The organism is Amycolatopsis thermalba (assembly GCF_023376025.1).
Classification (GTDB): domain Bacteria; phylum Actinomycetota; class Actinomycetes; order Mycobacteriales; family Pseudonocardiaceae; genus Amycolatopsis_E; species Amycolatopsis_E thermalba.
Window position 1 is genome coordinate 6,164,186 of the sequence record NZ_CP091196.1, and the last position, 17,802, is coordinate 6,181,987.

The window sequence follows — 17,802 nt, forward strand, 5'->3', positions numbered from 1 at the left end:
CCGGCATGTCGGTGGCTTCAAGGGACCCGGATCGGTGGCTATGGGCGCGGTGGGGGCTGTGCGCATGGTGGGTGGGTGTGCGCGGTGAGGGCTGTGGGCGCGGCGGCGGCTGCGCGCCCGGTGAGTGGGAATGAGCGCGTGAGGCCGTGCGCATGTTGGGCGGGTGTGCGCGGTGGGGGCTGCGGGCCCGGTGAGTGGGTGGGCGCGTGAGTGGCGGTGCGCATGGTGGTCGTGCGTGCGTCCAGCTGTGCGGGTGGGCGGTGGGTGACTACTCGCCGCGGCTGGGGGCGTCCGCCTGGTGCGGTCGTGCGTGGGTGGCCACCCCGAGCTGCGGGGGTGGCCACCCACGCGGCTCAGACCGCGGCCAGCGCTGCCGAGACCGCTCGGCCCGTCAGGACCTTTGCCAGCTCCTGGCGGTACTCGACGTCCGCGTTGCCGTCCGCTGTGGGGCTCGTGCCCTCGGCGGCGTGGGCGGCCGCCGCGCGGATCGTCTCGTCCGACGCTGCCTGGCCGATCAGGGCCTGCTCCACCGCGGTGGCGCGCACCGGCACCGACGCCATGTTCGTCAGCGCCACCCGGGCCTCGGCGATCGTGTCGCCGTCCGTGCGGACCGTGGCCGCCACCGCGACCATCGACCACGCCTGGGCGACCCGGTTGAACTTCTCGTAGTGCGCCTTCCAGCCGGTGTGCTTCGGCACGCGGACCTCGACCAGGATCTCGCCCGGGTCCAGGACCGTGGTGAAGAAGTCCTGGAAGAACTCCGCCGCCGGCACGGTCCGCCTGCCGCTGCTGCTCGCGATCACCATCTCCGCGTCCATCGCCAGCGCGGGCGCCAGCAGGTCGCCCGCCGGGTCCGCGTGGGCGATCGAACCGCCGAACGTGCCCCGGTGCCGCACCTGCGGGTCGGCCACCGTGTCGGTCGCCCTGGCCAGCAGCGCGGCGTGCTCGGCGACCAGCTGGTCGCGCTGCACGTCGTAGTGCGTGGTCATGGCGCCGATGACGATCGCGTCGCCGTCGTCGCGGACGCCCCGCAGCTCGGTGATCTTGCCGAGGTCGATGAGCGTCGTCGGTGCGGCCAGCCGCATCCGCAGCACCGGCAGCAGGCTCTGCCCGCCAGCCAGGACCTTGGCGTCCTCACCGGCCGCGGCCAGTGCCTGCACCGCCTCGTCCACAGTGGACGGGGCGACGTAGTCGAAGGCAGCGGGGATCACTGCGCACCTCCCGAAGCGTCGATGGAACCCAGTCCGCCGCCGGCCTCCGCGCCGACGCCACCGGCGTCGGTGCGGCCGCGGTGGATCGCCGACCACACCCGCATGGGCGAGCACGGCATCTCGATGTCGTTCACCCCGAAGTGCCGCACGGCGTCCACCACCGCGTTGACCACCGCCGGGGTGGAGGCGATCGTGCCGGCCTCGCCGACGCCCTTGACGCCCAGCGGGTTCGACGTCGCCGCCGTCTCCGTGCGGTCGGTGACGAACGAGGGCAGGTCGGCCGCCGAGGGCAGCAGGTAGTCGGCGAACGTGCCGGTGGTGAGCGTGCCGCTCTCGTCGAACACCGCCTCCTCGTAGAGGGCCTGCGCGATGCCCTGGGCGAGACCGCCGTGCACCTGCCCCTCCACGATCAGCGGGTTGACCACCTTGCCCACGTCGTCCACGCACACGTACGAGCGCAGCCGCACCCGCCCGGTCTCGGTGTCCACCTCGGCGGCGCACAGGTGCGTGCCGTGCGGGAACGAGAAGTTCTCCGGGTCGAACACGGCCTCGGAGTCCAGCGTGGGCTCCATGCCGTCGGGCAGGTTGTGCGCGGCGAACGTCGCGAACGCCACGTCCTGGATCGTCGTCGACGTGTCCGTGCCGCGGACGGTGAACTTGCCGCCCTCGAACTCCAGGTCGTCCGGCGAGCACTCCAGCAGGTGCGCGGCGATCGCGCGGGCCTTGTCGACGACCTTCTCGGCGGCCTTGACCACCGCGATGCCACCGACGGCCAGCGACCGCGACCCGTAGGTGTCCATGCCCTTGTGCGAGGACTGCGTGTCACCGTGGATGACCTCGATGTCCTCGAACGCCACGCCGAGCCGGTCGGCCACGATCTGGCTCCACGCCGTCTCGTGCCCCTGACCGTGCGCGGACGCGCCGGTGACGACCTCGACCTTGCCCGTGGGCAGCATCCGGATGGCGGCGTGCTCCCAGCCGCCGGCGGCGTAGTCGAGCGACCCGAGCACCCGCGACGGCGCCAGGCCGCACATCTCGGTGAACGTCGAGATGCCGATGCCCAGCTGCACCGGATCCTGGCGCTCGCGGCGTTCCCGCTGCTCGCGGCGCAGGCCCTCGTAGTCGAACAGCTCCTTGGCGCGCTCGGTGGCGGCCTCGTAGTTGCCCGAGTCGTAGGTCAGCCCGCACACCGTGGTGAACGGGAACTCCTCGTGCTTGATCCAGTTCTTCTCGCGGAGCTCCAGCGGGTCCATGCCCAGCTCGGCGGCCAGCTCGTCCATCATCCGCTCGATCGCGAACGTGGCCTCCGGCCGTCCGGCGCCGCGGTAGGCGTCGGTGAGCGTGGTGTTGGTGAACACGTTCGTGCAGGCGAAGTGGTAGGCCGGGATCTTGTAGATCGCGTTGAACATGAACGCGCCCAGGATCGGCACACCCGGCCCGACCAGGCCGTTGTAGGCGCCCATGTCGGCCAGCAGCTCGACCTTGAGGCCGGTGACCGTGCCGTCGCGGTTCGCGCTGATGGTGATGTCCTGGATCTGGTCGCGCCCGTGGTGCGCGGTCTGCATGGTTTCCGAGCGGGTCTCGGTCCACTTGACCGGCTTGCCGAGCTTCTGCGCGATGAGGACCGCCATGGTCTCCTCGGGCAGCACGGCGATCTTGCCGCCGAACCCGCCGCCGACGTCCGGCGCGATGACCCGCAGCTTGTGCTCGGGGATGCCGAGCGTCAGCGCCGTCATCGTCTTGAGGATGTGCGGCACCTGGGTGGCCGACCACATGGTGATCTGGGCTCCGGTCGGGTCGACCACCACCGAGCGCGGCTCCATGAACGCCGGGACCAGCCGCTGCTGCCGGAAGCGGCGTTTGAGCACGACCTCACCGCCGGCCAGCGCCTCCTCGACGTTGCCGCCGGTGCCGGCCTCGGCCGAGTCGAAGACCCACGTCGCCTGCTTGTTGGTGCCCAGCTCCTCGTGGACCAGCGGCGCACCGTCGGCGAGCGCGTTCTCCAGGCCGAGGACCACGGGCAGTTCCTCGTAGTCCACGTCGATGGCCTCGAGCGCGTCGGCGGCCTCGGCCTTGCTGCGGGCCACGACCACCGCGACGCCCTCGCCGGCGAAGTTGACCTGGTCGGCGGCCAGCACGGGCCGTCGCGGCTGCTTCATGTCCGGGGTGATCGGCCACGCGCACGGCATGCCGATGGCGCTGTCCGGATCGAGGTCGCGGGCCGTGTAGACGGCCACCACACCCGGCATGTCCCGCGCCGCGGCCGTGTCGATGGAATTGATCCGGGCGTGGGCGAACGGGCTGCGCAGGATCGCCACGTGCAGCATCCCGGGCAGCGTGATGTTGTCCGTCCAGCGGGTGCGGCCGGTGATGAGCCGCGCGTCCTCCTTGCGGGCGCGCGCCTTGCCGACCTCGGGCTCGATCGTCGACGTCATGTCACTCGCCCCCGCCCGCGAACGCGCTGGGCGCGCGGCTGACGTCGTCACCGGACACGCGCTCGGCCTCCGGGCCCGCGCCCGGGCTCATCCGCTGCGCGGCGTCGCGCACGGCCCGGACGATGTTCTGGTAACCCGTGCAGCGGCACAGGTTTCCTTCCAGCCCCTCGCGCACGGCGTGCTCGTCGGGGTTGGGGTTGTCGGCGAGCAGGTCGATCGACTGCATGATCATGCCCGGCGTGCAGAACCCGCACTGCAGGGCGTGGTTGTCGTGGAACGCTTCCTGCACGGGGTGGAGCTTGCCGTCGCGGGCCAGGCCCTCGATGGTGGTCACCTCGGCACCGTCGGCCTGCACGGCGAGGACCGAGCAGGACTTCACGCTGTGCCCGTTGAGGTGCACCGTGCAGGCACCGCAGTTGCTGGTGTCGCAGCCGACGACGGTGCCGACTTTCCCGAGCGTCTCCCTCAGGTAGTGAACGAGCAACGTGCGGGGTTCGACCTCGTCGGTGTAGCTGGTTCCGTCCACGTTGACGGTGATGCGCATGAGGCCTCCAGTGGTGGGAGCTGGGTGATCGGCTTCACACGCGAGCGTGCTACGTCCGTGCCGATCGGACAAGTCCTGGTTGGGTGACACTTCACCCCTTCTCCCGCACCTGCGCGGAAATCCCTGCTGTCCCACCGCAAACGCGGAACTGCCTCGTACGAACTGACCACTCGCACAGGTGCGAAAGGGCCAGTCGTGCACGTGCGAGAGGGTCAGCCGTGGATGCGCCCGGACAGTTCGGTGAGCCGTTTCCCGCCGCCGCCCCACCGCAACGCGATGATCTCCGCGGCGATCGACACCGCGGTCTCCTCCGGTGTGCGGGCCCCGAGGTCGAGCCCGATCGGGGAGGCCAATCGCGACAGTTCCTCCTCCGTCAACCCCGCCTCCCGCAAGCGGGTGAGGCGGTCCTCATGGGTGCGCCGCGACCCCATCGCCCCGATGTAGCCGACGTCCAGCCGCAACGCGACCTCCAGCAACGGCACGTCGAACTTCGGGTCGTGGGTGAGCACCGCGATCACCGTCCGCCGGTCGATCCGGCCGGCCTCCGCCTCGGCCTTGAGGTAGCGGTGCGGCCAGTCCACGACCACGTCGTCGGCCTCCGGGAACCGCGACGCGGTGGCGAACACCGGACGCGCGTCGCACACCGTGACCTGGTAACCGAGGTAGGCGCCCATGCGTGCCATCGCCGCCGCGAAGTCGATCGCGCCGAACACCAGCATCCGCGGCTGCGGTTCGAAGGAGTTGACGAACACCGCCATGCCCTCGCCGCGCCGCTCGCCCTCCAAGCCGTAGTGCAGTGTTCCGGTGCGCCCGTTGGCGAGCAGGCCGCGCGCGTCGTCGGCGACCGCGTCGTCGATCCGGTCGGTACCGAGCGTGCCCGCGGTCCGGTCCGGCCACACGATCATGTGCCGCCCGCGCCGCTCCGGGTCCTCGTGCTCGATCACGGTGACGACGGCGACCGGCTCGCCCCGGTGCACCGAGTCCACGACGTCGCCCAGCTCGGGCAGGGTCTCCCGGTCGATCCGCTCGACGTAGATGTCGATGATCCCGCCGCAGGTCAGGCCGACCGCGAACGCGTCGTCGTCGCTGACGCCGTAGCGCTGCAGCACCGGCTCGCGGTCGGCCACGACCTGCTGCGCCAGCTCGTACACCGCGCCCTCGACGCAGCCGCCGGACACGCTGCCGACCGCCGTGCCGTCCTCGGTGACCAGCATCGCCGCACCCGGCGCGCGGGGCGCCGACGAGAAGGTGGCCACCACGGTCCCGACGCCGACGGCCTCGCCCTCGCGCCAGCGCTTGTACAACTCGTCCAGTACGTCATGCATCGCGGATCTCCAGCAGCAGTCGTTCCAGGGTGGCCAGGCTGTGGCCGGCCAGCAAGCGGTCGACGTGCGGGAGCGCGGCCGCGATGCCGGACTGCACCGGAGCGTAGCCTTCGCGTCCCGCGTGCGGGTTCACCCAGAACACCGCGTGCGCCAGACGGCGCATCCGCGCCATCTGCTCGCCGAGCAGGCCGGGATCCCCGCGTTCCCAGCCGTCGGAGAACACCGTGACGACGGCGCGGCGCGCGAGCCCGCGCTGTCCCCAGCGGTCCAGGAAGATCCGCAGTGTCTCGCCCAGCCGCGTGCCGCCGGCGAAGTCGGGGACCGCGGTGCCGGCGGCGAGCATCGCGCGTTCCGGGTCGCGCTGCCGCAGCTGCCGGGACACCCTGGTCAGCCGGGTCCCGAGGGTGAACACCTCGACCGCGGCCGGCGCCCGGCGCACCACGACGTGCGCGAACCGCAGCAGCGAGTCGGCGTACGGGCTCATCGAGCCGGACACGTCGAGCAGCAGCACCACCCGCCGCGGCCGGTTCGACCGGTTCCGGTGCACGAGCCGCACCGGTTCCCCGCCGCCGGCCAGCATCGCGCGCAGCGTCCGCCCCGGGTCGAGCGAACCGCGGCGCGCCGGCCTGCTGCGCAGCGACTTCCGCATCGGCGGTTGCGGCCGCAGCACCGCCATCAGCTCCCGCAGGTGCTCCCGCTCGGCCTTGGACAGCTCGGCGAGATCGCGTTCGCGCAGCACCTCCGCGTCCGTCGCCGCGACGCGCAGCTCGTCGTCGTCCGACTCGGCCTCCCCCTGGCCCGCGGACTGGGACACCAGGGCCGCCATGCGGGACCGCTGCTCGCGGCGGACCGTGGCCGGCCGCGGTTCCGGTGGCGCGGCGGCGAACCACTGCGCGAACGCGTCGTCGTAGCGGATCAGGTCGTCCGGGTCCGAGCACAGTGTCAGCCGGCCCGCCCAGTACAGCTGGTCCGCCTCGCCGACGTCGAGCCGCTCGACCGCGTCGAGGTAGGCCTGCACCCGCTGCGGCCCGCACGCGACGCCGGCTTCGCGCAGCGCGGTGGCGAAGCCGACGAATCCCGCCAGCGGATCCCGGGTGCTCACCCGCCCATTGTTACGCGAAAATCCGATGCGAGGGGTCGCGCGTGCCGAACCAGGTCGCGAACGCCTTCGTCAAGCCGTCGGTGCCGCCGTCCTCGGACGCCCACGCGACGTGCCCGTCCGGCCTGATCAGGGCCTTGAGTTCGGGCTGCTGGACGCACTTGCCGGGCACCACGCGCACCCGGTCGTCGTCGATCCGCGCGCCGATCAGCACGGCCCGCCCGTCGTGGCAGTGGTCGGCCAGCCGGCTGCCGTCGCTGAACTCGAAGTCCGGCGCGCTGCGGCCGACGAGGTCGTGGTCGCCGTCGACCGGGTAGCGGTGCAGCACCCCGGACAGCTTCTTCGCCAGGTACGTCGACCCGTCGCCGCTGGTGAGCAGGTCGGTGAGCACCGAGCGCAGGGCCTTGGTGTGCGGATCCGGCCGCATCGCCGCGATCTGCGCCCGGGTCCACTCCAGCACCCATTCGCCGATCGGGTGCCGTTCGACGGTGTAGGTGTCGAGCAGCCCCTCCGGCGCGGTGCCGCGGATGGTCGCGGCGAGTTTCCAGCCGAGGTTGACCGCGTCGCCGATGCCGAGGTTGAGCCCCTGCCCGCCGAACGGCGAGTGCACGTGCGCCGCGTCCCCGGCGAGCAGCACCCGGCCCCGGCGGTAGGTGGTGGCCTGGCGGGCGTTGTCGGTGAACCGGGTCACCGACCGCAGCGCGGTGACGGTGACGTCCACTCCGGACACTCGCCGGATGCTGTCCTGCAGTTCCGCCGCCGTGACCGGCGTGGTGCGGTCGGCGGGCGGGCCGTCGAACTCGACGGTCAGGATCCGCCCGGGCAGCGGGCCGTGCGCGTAGACGCCGGTGTTCGTGCGGTGCCAGCCCAGGCCGAGCGCTTCGGCGCCGTCGAGGTCGGCCAGCGCCTGGCGTCCGGTGATCTCCGGATCGGTGCCCGGGAAGGCGAACCCGGCCAGCTTGCGCACCAGGCTGCGGCCGCCGTCGCAGCCCACCAGCCAGCCGGCGCGGACCCGGTCACCGCCGAGGAAGACGGTCACGCCGTCGTCGCCGGCGTCGAACCCGGTGACCTCGGCGCCGCGGCGCACGACCGCACCCAGCCCGGTCGCGTGCTCCTCGAGCACCTTCTCGACGGCCTGCTGGCCCACCAGGGTCAGGCGGGCCGCGGGTCCCGCGTCCCGGAACGCGGGATCGGTGAGGTCGACCAGGTCCGCGCCGACCATGATCCCGCCGAAGTGCCCGGCGAGCGGCGGCGGCGAGTTCCGCAGCGCCGCCCCGACCCCCAGCGCCCGGAGCGCCCGGTCGCGCTCGTCCTCGAGCCGGTCCAGCAGGCCGCGCCGGTACAGCGCCTCGGCCGTCACGAGGTTGATCGCGCCGGCCTTGAGGGTCGGATCGATCTCGGTCCGGCGTTCCACGACCAGCACGTCCACCCCGCCGAGCCGCAGCTCGCACGCCAGCGTCAGGCCGACCGGCCCGCCCCCGGAGATCACCACGTCGAAGTCCATGACGCCATGCTGCCGGAAAATCTTGTACTCGGTCAAATCTTTTATTCGGCATAGGATCAGCGCGTGGGACTGCGCGAGGAGAAGAAGCTGGCCACGCGACGGCGCATTTCGGACGTGGCCACCGGCCTGTTCGCCGTGCGGGGCTTCGACAACGTGACGGTGGCCGAGGTCGCCGAGGCGGCCGGGGTGTCGAAGATGACGGTGTTCAACTACTTCCCGCGGAAGGAGGACCTGTTCCTCGACCGGCACGCCGACCGGCTCCGCGACCTGGAGCGGGTGATCCGGGAGCGCCCCGCCGGCCAGGACGTGGTGACCGCGCTGCGGCGGTATCACCACGAGCTGGTGGCCCAGCGGCACCCGCTGGCCGGCACGCTGCCCGGCACGCCGGGGTTCCTGAAGATCCTCCACGCCAGCCCCGCTCTGGTCACCCGGACCTACGAGCAGTCCCGGGAGATCGCCGACCTGCTCGCCCGGCTGCTCGCCGAGGAGACCGGCGATCCACTGGAGGCGCGGCTGACGGCGAACCTGCTGGCCGCCACCATCGACTCGATCTTCGACCACGTGTGCCGGCGGTTGCTGGACGGCGACGATCCGGACGACGTGCACCGCGACCAGCCCGCGGTGATCGACCGCGCCTTCGATCTCGTGGAGCACGGACTGCTCCGCTGATTCTTCTTGCACGGCAACGATTTTCCCGGCGGCGCGTCGCACCGCCGGGCGCGGGCGGACCCGATACGGTCGCCCGCGTGACCTACCTCGACATGACTCGCGCGGCCTACGACACCGTCGCGATCGACTACGCGAAGACACTGGAGGACAACCTGGCGCAGAGCCCGATGGACCGGGCGATGCTGGGGGTCTTCGCCGAGCACGTGCTGGCCGACGGCGGACAGGTGGCCGACGTCGGCTGCGGGCCGGGCCGGATCACCATCCACCTGGACTCGCTGGGCGTGCCGGTGTTCGGGATCGACCTGTCGCCGGGGATGGTGGCCGAGGCGCGGCGCCGGTACCCGCACCTGCGGTTCGAGGTCGGCGCGATGGCGGAGCTGGACCTGCCGGACGACAGCCTCGGCGGGCTGCTCGCCTGGTACTCGATCATCCACACGCCGCCGGAGCTGCTGCCGTCGGTGTTCGCCGAGTTCGCGCGGGTGCTGGTGCCGGGCGGGCACCTGCTGATGGCGTTCCAGGTCGGTGACGAGCGCAAGCGCGTGGAGCAGGCGTACGGGCACGCCGTGTCCGCCGACGCCTACCGCCTGCCGCCGGACCGCATTGCCGATCTGCTGGCACAGGCCGGGTTCAGCGTGACGGCGCGGACGGTTCGCGACCCCGCCCACGAACTGGAGTCGGTCCCGCAGGCCTACCTGCTCGCCCGGCTCAACGGCTGAGGGCCGCCCGGCGCGCGCTCCGTGGCCGGGGCGCGCGCCGGGCGAGTTGTGGTACTTTCCAGCCCGTGATCACCCGCGTTCTCTTTCTGCTTCACCGCCACGGCGGGGCCTGACCGGACCGGCTCCCCGCCGTGGGAGCTGTGTTGCGCCGGTCGCCCCGCGACCAGAAGGAAACGCGAACATGTACCGCTGGAACCCCCAGCGCCCCTCCCCCATGCCCTCCCACCGCTACCGCGACGTGTACTCCCGCGTGCCGGTCCCACTGTCCGAACGCGACTGGCCGGGCAACCGGCTGACCCAGGCACCGCTGTGGGTCCCGGTGGACCTGCGCGACGGCAACCAGGCACTGGCCGAACCGATGGACCCGGAACGCAAGCGGCGCTTCTTCCGGCTCATGGTCGAGATGGGGTACAAGGAGATCGAGGTCGGCTATCCGTCGGCCTCGCAGACCGACTACGACTTCGTCCGGCTCATCGCGGAAACCGGGCTCGCGCCGCAGGACGTCACGATCGTCGTGTTCACCCCGGCCCGGCGCGACCTCATCGAACGCACCGTCCAGTCGGTCGCCGGGATGCCGAACCCGGTGGTGATCCACATGTACGCCGCGACCGCGCCGGTCTGGCGCGAGGTCGTCCTGGGCCGCGACCGCGACGAGCTGACGGCGATGATCGCGGCCGGCGGTACGGACATCCTGCGGCTGACCGGGGACCGCAAGGACGTCCGGTTCGAGTTCTCCCCGGAGGTCTTCAACCTGACCGAGCCGGACTACGTGCTCGACCTGTGCTCGGCGATGACCACGTTGTGGGAGGCGAGTCCCGACCGGCCGGTCATCCTCAACCTCCCCGCCACGGTCGAGGTCGCCACCCCGAACGTCTACGCGGACCAGATCGAGTACGTCCACCAGAACCTCGACCGCCGCGACTCGGTGATCCTGTCGGTGCACCCGCACAACGACCGCGGCACCGGGATCGCCTGCGCGGAACTGGCCCTGCTCGCCGGGGCCCAGCGCGTCGAGGGCTGCATCTTCGGCAACGGCGAGCGCACCGGCAACGTCGACATCGCCACGCTGGCGCTGAACCTGCACGCCCAGGGGATCGACCCGATGATCGACTTCTCGGACATCGACCGCGTCCGGCGGGAGGTCGAGTACTGCACGCGGATGCCGGTGCACGAGCGGCATCCCTACGTCGGCGACCTGGTGCACACCGCGTTCTCCGGCACGCACCAGGACGCGATCCGCAAGGGCTTCGCCGAGCACCGGGCACGCGCGGCGGCGACCGGCGTCCCCGCGGACGAACTCGAATGGCGCGTGCCGTACCTGCCGATCGATCCGGCTGATCTGGGCCGCACGTACGAGGCGGTCATCCGGGTCAATTCGCAGTCCGGCAAGGGCGGCATCGCCCACCTGCTGAGCAGCGAGTACGGGATCGAACTGCCGCGGCGGCTGCAGATCGACTTCGCCCGGCACGTCCAGCGGCACACCGACCGCACCGGCGCGGAGGTGACGGCCAAGGAGTTGTGGCAGCTGCTGCAGGAGGTCTACCTGGACTCGCCCGCGGTGACCGGCGAAGTGCTGGAGCACACGTCCTGCACCACGGACTCCGGTGAGGTGCTCACGTTCGTCGAGTACGCGACGCCGGACGGGCGCGGGTGGATCGGCGGGCGCGGCATCGCGGAGGCGCTCGCCCGGGTCGGCTAGGACAGCACCGTGTCGAGCTTGGCGCGGACGCGGTCGAGGTCCTCGGAGTACTTGAGCACCGCGCCGAGGGTCCGGGCCGCGGCCTCCGCGTCCAGCTCGCTGCGGTTGAGCGTCAGCAACGCCTGCGCCCAGTCCAGCGACTCGGCGATGCCCGGCGGCTTCAGCAGCTCCAGCTCACGCAGCCGGCGGACGGCCGCGGCCACCTGCGTCGCGAGCCGTTCGCCGACTCCGGGCAGCCGGCGGCGTAGGATGGCGACCTCGCGGGCCAGGTCGGGGTGCTCCAGCCAGTGGTAGAGGCAGCGCCGTTTCAACGCGTCGTGCACCTCGCGGGTGCGGTTGGAGGTCAGCAGCACCAGCGGCGGCCGCGCGGCGCGGATCTCGCCGAACTCCGGGATCGTGACCGCGTTTTCGTCGAGCAGCTGCAGCAGGAACGCCTCGAACTCGTCGTCGGCGCGGTCGATCTCGTCGACCAGCAGCACGCACGGCGACTCCTTCAGCGCCCGCAGCAGCGGCCGGGCCAGCAGGAACCGCTCGGTGAACAGCGACTGCTCGGCGGCGTCGACGTCCAGGTGCTCGCTGCCGGCCTCCAGCGCGCGCAGGTGCAGCAGCTGGCGCGGGAAGTCCCATTCGTACAGCGCCTGTGCGGCGTCGATGCCCTCGTGGCACTGCAACCGCACGAGCGGCAGGCCGAGCGCCTCGGACAGCGACACGGCCAGCGAGGTCTTCCCCGTGCCGGGTTCGCCTTCGCAGAACAGCGGGCGCTGCATGCGCAACGCGAGGAACGCGGCGGTGGCGACGCCCTCGTCGGCGAGGTAGCCGACCCGGTCCAGCTCCGTCGCCAGCTCTTCGGGTGAGTTGACCTTCACGCCTCCACCCTAAGGGGTGCGCGCGTGGTTGACAGCCACTCCGGGCGAGATTACCTTTGCTCACAAATCTACTTTGGGAGTTGAGATGCCACATCTGACCGTCCACGTCCTGGAGAGCGACCTCGCCGGGCGGGAGACCGAGTTGATCGAGGGCCTGACCGAGGCGATCGTCGCGGTGTACGGGGAATGGGCGCGGGAGATCGCGGTGGTGCGGCTGGCCGGGGTGCCCGCGAACCGGTGGGGCATCGGGGGCAAGCCGGCGGAGGCGCCGGCGCCGGCGGTGACCTTCGGGATCCGGGAGGCCGCCTTCGAGCGCCCGGACGCGGACGACCTCGTGGCGCGGCTGGTGGCCGGGGTGACGGACGCGATCGTGGCGGTGTTCGGGGAACGCGTGCGGCCGGGGGTGACGGTGGAGCTGGTGGGGACACCCGCGGGGCGGACCGGCGTCGGTGGGGTGGTGGCGGCTTAGGTAGAGGGGTTGGTGAGCGCTTTGCCGCGGGGCCGGGTCGGTGGCCGTCGGGGCCTAGGACTTCAGGTCCGCCGGGGTGTCGACGTCCTGGCCGCCGCCCAGGTCGGCGCATTCCACCAACCGCAGGTCGGCACGGCCGCGGAGCCAGTCGCGGGCTCCGCGGTCGCCCGTCGCGCTCTCGGCGATCTCCTGCCACCAGCGGCGGCCGAACAGCACGGGATGTCCGGGCACGCCGTCGAAGGCGGCGCGAGCCACCACGTCGGGCGAGGCCAGCGCACGCAGCCTCGCCACGATCCGCGCGTCCACCCCGGGCAGGTCGACCAGGTGCACCAAGACGGCCGGAGCTTCCGGCAACGCGCGCAATCCGGCCCGCAGTGACGCGCCCATGCCGCTGGCCCAGTCCGGCGCCTCCACAGCCAGCGACGGATCAGGCAACAACGCACGCACCTCCGCGGCCTGCGCGCCCACCACCACGCGCACCGGATCGCAGCCGCCGTCGGTGAGGGCGCGCAAAGCCCGGTGCAGCAAGGGCTCCCCGTCGAGCTCGACCAGGGCCTTCGGGCGCCCCATCCGCCGCCCGGCACCCGCCGCCAGCAACAGGCCCGCGCACTCAGCCACGGCGCCCACTCACCACCAGCGCCGTCGGGCCCCCGGCACCGGCCGTCAACGACAGACCCGCGCAGTCAGCCACGGCGTGCCTGAACCGGTGCCACGGCCAGGTCACCCTCGATGCGCTTCGCGGCGGCCAGCAGCGGTGGCACCATCTCCTCGATCACCGTCTCCCTCGGCGTCCGGCTCGCGTGCGTCGACACGTTCACCGCCGCCACGACCCGGCCCTGCCGGTCCCGGATCGGCGCCGCGACCGATCGCAGCCCCTCCTCCAGCTCCTGGTCGACCAGCGCCCACCCCTGCTGCCGCACCGCGGCCAGCTCCGCCCGCAGCGCCGCCGGGGAGGTCAGCGTGTGCGAAGTCAGCCGCTGCAGCTCGGCCTGCTCCAGGTACCGGGCGAAACCCTCGTCGTCCAGCCCGGCGAGCAGCACGTGCCCCATCGACGTGGCGTACGCCGGGAACCGGGTGCCCACGTTGATGCTCACCGTCATGATCCGCGACACCGCCACCCGCGCCACGTAGACGATGTCGGCCCCGTCGAGCACCGACACCGAACTCGACTCGCGCACCTCGGCCGACAGCCGTTCCAGGTGCGGCTGCGCGACCTCGGGCAGCGTCATGCTGGACAGGAACGCGTACCCCAGCTCCAGCACCCGCGCGGTCAGCGAGAAGTACTTGCCGTCCGTGCGCACGTACCCGAGGTCGACGAGCGTCAGCAGGAACCGCCGCGCCGCCGCCCGCGTCAGTCCGGTCGAGCGCGCCACATCGGACAGCGTCAGCTCGGGCGCTCCGGCGCCGAACGCGCGGATCACGGCCAGACCGCGTTCCAGCGACTGGACGTGGTGCGCGCCGCGCTCGGCTGGTTCTGCCATACCTGTCAACCTAGCCGGTGGTGCGTGGCTGGGCGGTGGGCTCTCCCATCTCGGCCAGGGTCTTCTGCGCGATCGCGAACGCCTCGTTCGCCGCCGGCACCCCGGCGTACACCCCGGTGTGCAGCAGGACCTCGCCGATCTCGTCGGCGGTCAGGCCGTTGCCGACGGCGGCGCGGACGTGCATCGCGATCTCGCCGTGGCAGTGCAGCGCGGTGAGCACGGCCAGCGTGACGCAGCTGCGGGTCTTGCGGTCCAGCCCGTCACGCGTCCAGATCGACCCCCACGCGGCGCGGGTGATGTAGTCCTGGAACTTCTGGGTGAACTCGGTCGCGTTCGCGGTGGCGCGGTCGACGTGCGCGTCGCCCAGCACCTCGCGCCGGACCCGCATGCCCGCGTCGTACAGCTCGTCGCTCATCGCGCCCCCTTCAGGTGCTCCAGGACCAGCTCGGTGAACTTGCCCGCCTGCTCGTAGCTGCCCAGGTGGGCCGCGTGGCCGAGGACCTCGAACCGCGCGCCCGGGATCGCCTCGGCGATGGCCTGGCCGTGCGACGGCGGCAGCGCGGCGTCGTCGGCTCCGGAGATCACCAGCGTCGGCGCGCTGATCGCGGCCAGCCCGGCGGTCAGGTCGAGCCCGGCGATCGCCTCGCAGCAGGCCGCGTACCCCTCGGCGGGGGTCGTCGCGGTCATCTGCCGCAGCTCCGCGGCCAGTTCGGGGTGCGCGGCGATCCAGTCCGGCGTGAACCAGCGGCCGATGCTGCCCGCGGCGATCTGCTCCATGCCCTCGGCCCGGACCTGCTTCGCGCGCCCGGTCCACATGTCGACGTTGCCCGGTTTGACCGAGGTGAACGTCAACGCCAGCGACCGGATGCGCTCCGGCGCGTGCTGCCCCAGCCAGGCGCCGGTCATGCCGCCCAGCGACAGGCCGACGAAGTGCGCGGACTCCACGCCGAGCGTGTCCAGCAGCTCGACGACGTCACCCCCGAGGTCGGCGATCGAGTAGGGGCCGGGCGGCACCGGCGACCGCCCGTGGCCGCGGGTGTCGTAGCGGACCACGCGGAACCCGTTGTCCGTCAACGGCTTCACCTGCGGGTCCCACATACGCAGGTTGCTGCCGATGGAGTTGCTCAGGACGACGACCTCACCATCGCCCGCGGTCTCGTAGTGGACCTTCACGGAGTTCCCTTTCGCTTCTCGTGCGCGGCCAGCGCCCGTTCGACGAAGACGCGCGCGCTCCCCAGGTAGCCGGCCGGGTCGAGCAGCTCGCCGATGCGCTCGCGGGTCAGGTGCTTGCCCACCAGCTCGTCCGCGGCCAGCAGGTCGGCCAGCTCGCCCTCGCCGGCCAGCGCGCGGCGGGTGCACGCGCTGACCGCGTCGTGCGCTTCGAGCCGGCCGGTCGAGGCCGCCAGCGCGGTCGTGACGCGTTCGGACAGCAGCGCGCCGCGCGTGATGTCCAGGTTGGCCCGCATCCGGTCCGCGTCGACCTGGAGCCGGTCCAGGCTCGTGCGCAGCCAGTGCACCGCGGACCCGGTGCTGCGGAACAGTTCCGTGAGCGGCCGCCACTCGGCGTGCCACGAACCGGCGGCGCGCTGGTGCTCCTGCGCCATCGCGCCGAGCAGGGTCGCGACCAGCCCGGGCGCCTGTTGCGCGGCCGCGTTCGCCGCCACCGCGGCGACCGGGTTCCGCTTGTGCGGCATGGTGGACGAGCCGCCGCTGCCCTCGGCGACCTCGGCGATCTCCCCGACCTCGGTCTGCGCCAGCAGCACCAGCGACCGGGAGATCCCGGCGACCACCCCGGACAGCTCGCCGAGCGCACCGGCCAGCTCGGCGATCCGGGTGCGCTCGGTGTGCCACGGCAGCACGGGTTCGGCGAGCCCGAGACGGCGGGCGAACGCGGCCAGCACCTCCGGACCCTGTTCGCCCAGTGAAGCCAGCGTGCCGGTCGCCCCGCCGAGCTGCACGGCGAACCGCTGCGCACGCAACCGGTCCGCGGCCGCGTCGAGCCCGGACAGCCAGCCCGCGACCTGGAACCCGAACGTCACCGGCAGCGCCTGCTGCAGCAACGTCCGTCCCGCTTGGACAGTCCCGGCGTGCGCACGCGCCAGCTCCGCGAGCCGGTCCGCGCACGCCTCAGCCTCGGCGATCAGTACTTGCGCAGCCCGCGCGGACACCAGCATCGCGGCGGTGTCCACAATGTCCTGACTGGTGGCGCCGAGGTGCACGACCCGGCCGGCCTCGCCGCCCACCTGCGCGGTCAGCTCCCGCACGAGCGGCGCGGCCGGATTGCCCACGCCGACGGACTGCGCACCGATCGCGGCGGCGTCGAACTGGCCGTCCCGGGCCACCGCGGCGATCCGGTCCGCGTGCTCGCGCGGGATCACGCCCGCGTCCGCCTCCGCCCCGGCCAGCGCCGCCTCCGCGTCGAGCAGGCCACGCAGCCAGGCGGCGTCGGACACCTCGGCGCGCACCGGCCCGGCGGCCAGCATCGGGTCGAACAGGTCAGACATCGAAGAACACTGTCTCAGCCTCACCCTGCAGCCGCACGTCGAAGCGGTACCCGTCGTCGGTCTTGTCCGCGATCAGCGTGCCGCGCCGCTCCGCCGGCACCGAGTTCAGCACCGCGTCGGCGGCGTTGGCCTCGGTGTTCTCCGGGAAGTAGATGCGCGTGACGACCCGGTGCAGCAGCCCGCGCGCGAACACCGACACGTCGATGTGCGGCGCCTGCAGGTCACCGTCCTGGCCCGGGATCGCGCCCGGCAGCAGGGTCAGGATCTCGTAGCTGCCGTCCGGTTTCGTCGGGCAACGGCCGAACCCGCGGAACCCCGGCACGCGGCCGCGCGGGTCGTCCGGGTGGTCGAAGCGGCCCTGCGGATCGGCCTGCCAGGTCTCGATCATCGCGTCCGGGACCGGGTTGCCCTCGCCGTCGGTGACCACGCCCCGGATCCACACCGCGCCGGGCGTGCCCTCGGGCACCACCGTCGGGCCGTCTTCCCAGGGCAGGCCGATCGCGAGGTAGGGGCCGACGGTCTGCGACGGAGTGGTCATTCGTCTTCCTCTTCCTCGTTCTCGAACACCGACTGCTCGCGCCCGCGCACCACGATGTCGAACTCGAAGGCCAGCGCCCAGTGGTCGGTGGTGCGGCTGTAGTCGAACCGCGAGATCATCCGCTGCCGCGCCTTCTCGTCCGGGATGGAGTTGAAGATCGGGTCCTGGAAGAACAGCGGGTCGTCCGGGAAGTACATCTGCGTCACCAGGCGCTGCGTGAACGCCTGCCCGAACACCGAGAAGTGGATGTGCGCGGGCCGCCAGGCGTTGTCGTGGTTCTTCCACGGGTAGGCGCCGGGCTTGATGGTGGTGAACTCGTAGCGGCCTTCCGAGTCGGTGATCGTGCGGCCGACGCCGTCGAAGTTCGGGTCCAGCGGGGCCGGCCAGTTGTCGCCGATGTGCCGGTAGCGGCCGCCCGCGTTGGCCTGCCAGATCTCGATCAGCGAGTTCGGGATGCCCCGGCCGTCGCCGTCGAGCAGGCGGCCGTGCACCAGGATGCGCTGGCCCTGCGGCTCCTCGGCGTGCTGGCGGGTCAGGTCGTTGTCGAACTCGCCGAGGCGGCCGGGGCCGAGCAGCGGGCCGGTCACCTCGGTGAGCATCTGCGGCAGCAGAACGAGCGGCTGCTTCGGGTACCGCAGTTGCGTCGAGCGATAGCCCGGCGAGTTCAGCGGCGCGTGCGTGCCCTCCGGGTCCCGCCGGTAACGCGGCAGGATCAGCTTGTCACTCGTCGGTGCTGCCATAG

18 protein-coding genes are annotated in these 17,802 nt (G+C 72.3%); 4 read left to right on the forward strand and 14 right to left on the reverse strand.

Going from position 1 to position 17,802, the window contains the following annotated elements:
• Window positions 1-353: 353 nt before the first annotated feature.
• The 6 genes from L1857_RS29855 to L1857_RS29880 form a co-directional block, all read right to left on the reverse strand.
• Window positions 354-1,211 (reverse strand): FAD binding domain-containing protein, encoded by an 858-nt coding sequence (locus tag L1857_RS29855; RefSeq protein WP_094004078.1) that lies wholly within the window; start codon window positions 1,209-1,211, stop codon window positions 354-356.
• On the reverse strand, window positions 1,208-3,646 hold the full coding sequence (locus L1857_RS29860; protein ID WP_116110682.1) for a xanthine dehydrogenase family protein molybdopterin-binding subunit: 2,439 nt from the start codon (window positions 3,644-3,646) through the stop codon (window positions 1,208-1,210). The genes L1857_RS29855 and L1857_RS29860 overlap by 4 nt, the downstream gene beginning before the upstream one ends.
• 1 nt (window position 3,647) lies before the next feature.
• Window positions 3,648-4,190, reverse strand: coding sequence for a (2Fe-2S)-binding protein (locus L1857_RS29865; protein WP_094004076.1), 543 nt, complete (start codon window positions 4,188-4,190; stop codon window positions 3,648-3,650).
• A 212-nt stretch (window positions 4,191-4,402) separates the two neighbouring features.
• Complete coding sequence (locus tag L1857_RS29870) at window positions 4,403-5,515, reverse strand: XdhC family protein (protein ID WP_094004075.1); 1,113 nt, start codon at window positions 5,513-5,515, stop codon at window positions 4,403-4,405.
• The gene (locus L1857_RS29875) at window positions 5,508-6,617 is read right to left on the reverse strand and encodes a vWA domain-containing protein (protein WP_094004074.1); all 1,110 of its coding nucleotides are present in this window, start codon (window positions 6,615-6,617) and stop codon (window positions 5,508-5,510) included. Before L1857_RS29875 ends, L1857_RS29870 begins: the two co-directional genes overlap by 8 nt.
• Before the next feature lie 10 nt (window positions 6,618-6,627).
• Window positions 6,628-8,118: an FAD-dependent monooxygenase gene (locus tag L1857_RS29880; protein ID WP_249466964.1), complete on the reverse strand. Its 1,491-nt coding sequence runs from the start codon at window positions 8,116-8,118 to the stop codon at window positions 6,628-6,630.
• A 63-nt stretch (window positions 8,119-8,181) separates the two neighbouring features.
• On the opposite strand from L1857_RS29880, the gene L1857_RS29885 reads away from it, so the two are divergent.
• From L1857_RS29885 to L1857_RS29895, 3 genes are all read left to right on the forward strand, one after another.
• A complete protein-coding gene (locus L1857_RS29885) occupies window positions 8,182-8,787 on the forward strand; it encodes a TetR/AcrR family transcriptional regulator (protein ID WP_116110679.1) in 606 nt (201 codons plus the stop codon).
• Between the two features lie 92 nt (window positions 8,788-8,879).
• The gene (locus tag L1857_RS29890; protein ID WP_116110687.1) at window positions 8,880-9,503 is read left to right on the forward strand and encodes a class I SAM-dependent DNA methyltransferase; all 624 of its coding nucleotides are present in this window, start codon (window positions 8,880-8,882) and stop codon (window positions 9,501-9,503) included.
• A 181-nt stretch (window positions 9,504-9,684) separates the two neighbouring features.
• Window positions 9,685-11,202: a 2-isopropylmalate synthase gene (locus L1857_RS29895; protein WP_116110678.1), complete on the forward strand. Its 1,518-nt coding sequence runs from the start codon at window positions 9,685-9,687 to the stop codon at window positions 11,200-11,202.
• Here L1857_RS29895 and L1857_RS29900 read toward each other — a convergent pair.
• Entirely contained in the window at window positions 11,199-12,068 is an 870-nt protein-coding gene (locus L1857_RS29900) for an AAA family ATPase (RefSeq protein WP_094004070.1), read from the reverse strand. The genes L1857_RS29895 and L1857_RS29900 overlap by 4 nt on opposite strands.
• Before the next feature lie 85 nt (window positions 12,069-12,153).
• Between L1857_RS29900 and L1857_RS29905 the strand changes: the two genes are divergently transcribed.
• Window positions 12,154-12,537, forward strand: coding sequence for a tautomerase family protein (locus L1857_RS29905; protein WP_094004069.1), 384 nt, complete (start codon window positions 12,154-12,156; stop codon window positions 12,535-12,537).
• 54 nt (window positions 12,538-12,591) lie between these two features.
• Here L1857_RS29905 and L1857_RS29910 read toward each other — a convergent pair whose 3' ends face one another.
• The 7 genes from L1857_RS29910 to pcaH form a co-directional block, all read right to left on the reverse strand.
• Entirely contained in the window at window positions 12,592-13,155 is a 564-nt protein-coding gene (locus L1857_RS29910; RefSeq protein WP_116110686.1) for a nucleotidyltransferase family protein, read from the reverse strand.
• Between the two features lie 65 nt (window positions 13,156-13,220).
• Window positions 13,221-14,018 (reverse strand): IclR family transcriptional regulator, encoded by a 798-nt coding sequence (locus tag L1857_RS29915; protein ID WP_094006286.1) that lies wholly within the window; start codon window positions 14,016-14,018, stop codon window positions 13,221-13,223.
• A gap of 10 nt (window positions 14,019-14,028) precedes the next feature.
• A complete protein-coding gene (gene pcaC, locus L1857_RS29920; protein WP_094006285.1) occupies window positions 14,029-14,433 on the reverse strand; it encodes a 4-carboxymuconolactone decarboxylase in 405 nt (134 codons plus the stop codon).
• Window positions 14,430-15,191 carry a 3-oxoadipate enol-lactonase gene (gene pcaD, locus L1857_RS29925; RefSeq protein WP_116110676.1) on the reverse strand — a complete coding sequence of 254 codons (762 nt, stop codon included), beginning with the start codon at window positions 15,189-15,191 and terminating at the stop codon, window positions 14,430-14,432. Before pcaD ends, pcaC begins: the two co-directional genes overlap by 4 nt.
• Complete coding sequence (gene pcaB, locus L1857_RS29930) at window positions 15,188-16,522, reverse strand: 3-carboxy-cis,cis-muconate cycloisomerase (RefSeq protein ID WP_116110675.1); 1,335 nt, start codon at window positions 16,520-16,522, stop codon at window positions 15,188-15,190. The genes pcaD and pcaB overlap by 4 nt, the downstream gene beginning before the upstream one ends.
• The gene (pcaG, locus tag L1857_RS29935; protein ID WP_249466967.1) at window positions 16,515-17,060 is read right to left on the reverse strand and encodes a protocatechuate 3,4-dioxygenase subunit alpha; all 546 of its coding nucleotides are present in this window, start codon (window positions 17,058-17,060) and stop codon (window positions 16,515-16,517) included. Before pcaG ends, pcaB begins: the two co-directional genes overlap by 8 nt.
• On the reverse strand, window positions 17,057-17,800 hold the full coding sequence (gene pcaH, locus L1857_RS29940; RefSeq protein WP_094006281.1) for a protocatechuate 3,4-dioxygenase subunit beta: 744 nt from the start codon (window positions 17,798-17,800) through the stop codon (window positions 17,057-17,059). The genes pcaG and pcaH overlap by 4 nt, the downstream gene beginning before the upstream one ends.
• Between the last annotated feature and the right edge of the window lie 2 nt (window positions 17,801-17,802).

Bases quoted from the DNA above. Each gene is read 5' to 3' on its own strand.
- L1857_RS29860 (WP_116110682.1), bottom strand. From the start codon at position 3,646: ATGACGTCGACGATCGAGCCCGAGGTCGGCAAGGCGCGCGCCCGCAAG.
- L1857_RS29865 (WP_094004076.1), bottom strand. From the start codon at position 4,190: ATGCGCATCACCGTCAACGTGGACGGAACCAGCTACACCGACGAGGTC.
- L1857_RS29870 (WP_094004075.1), bottom strand. From the start codon at position 5,515: ATGCATGACGTACTGGACGAGTTGTACAAGCGCTGGCGCGAGGGCGAG.
- L1857_RS29880 (WP_249466964.1), bottom strand. From the start codon at position 8,118: ATGGACTTCGACGTGGTGATCTCCGGGGGCGGGCCGGTCGGCCTGACG.
- L1857_RS29890 (WP_116110687.1), top strand. From the start codon at position 8,880: ATGACTCGCGCGGCCTACGACACCGTCGCGATCGACTACGCGAAGACA.
- L1857_RS29895 (WP_116110678.1), top strand. From the start codon at position 9,685: ATGTACCGCTGGAACCCCCAGCGCCCCTCCCCCATGCCCTCCCACCGC.
- L1857_RS29905 (WP_094004069.1), top strand. From the start codon at position 12,154: ATGCCACATCTGACCGTCCACGTCCTGGAGAGCGACCTCGCCGGGCGG.
- L1857_RS29915 (WP_094006286.1), bottom strand. From the start codon at position 14,018: ATGGCAGAACCAGCCGAGCGCGGCGCGCACCACGTCCAGTCGCTGGAA.
- pcaC (WP_094006285.1), bottom strand. From the start codon at position 14,433: ATGAGCGACGAGCTGTACGACGCGGGCATGCGGGTCCGGCGCGAGGTG.
- pcaB (WP_116110675.1), bottom strand. From the start codon at position 16,522: ATGTCTGACCTGTTCGACCCGATGCTGGCCGCCGGGCCGGTGCGCGCC.
- pcaG (WP_249466967.1), bottom strand. From the start codon at position 17,060: ATGACCACTCCGTCGCAGACCGTCGGCCCCTACCTCGCGATCGGCCTG.
- pcaH (WP_094006281.1), bottom strand. From the start codon at position 17,800: ATGGCAGCACCGACGAGTGACAAGCTGATCCTGCCGCGTTACCGGCGG.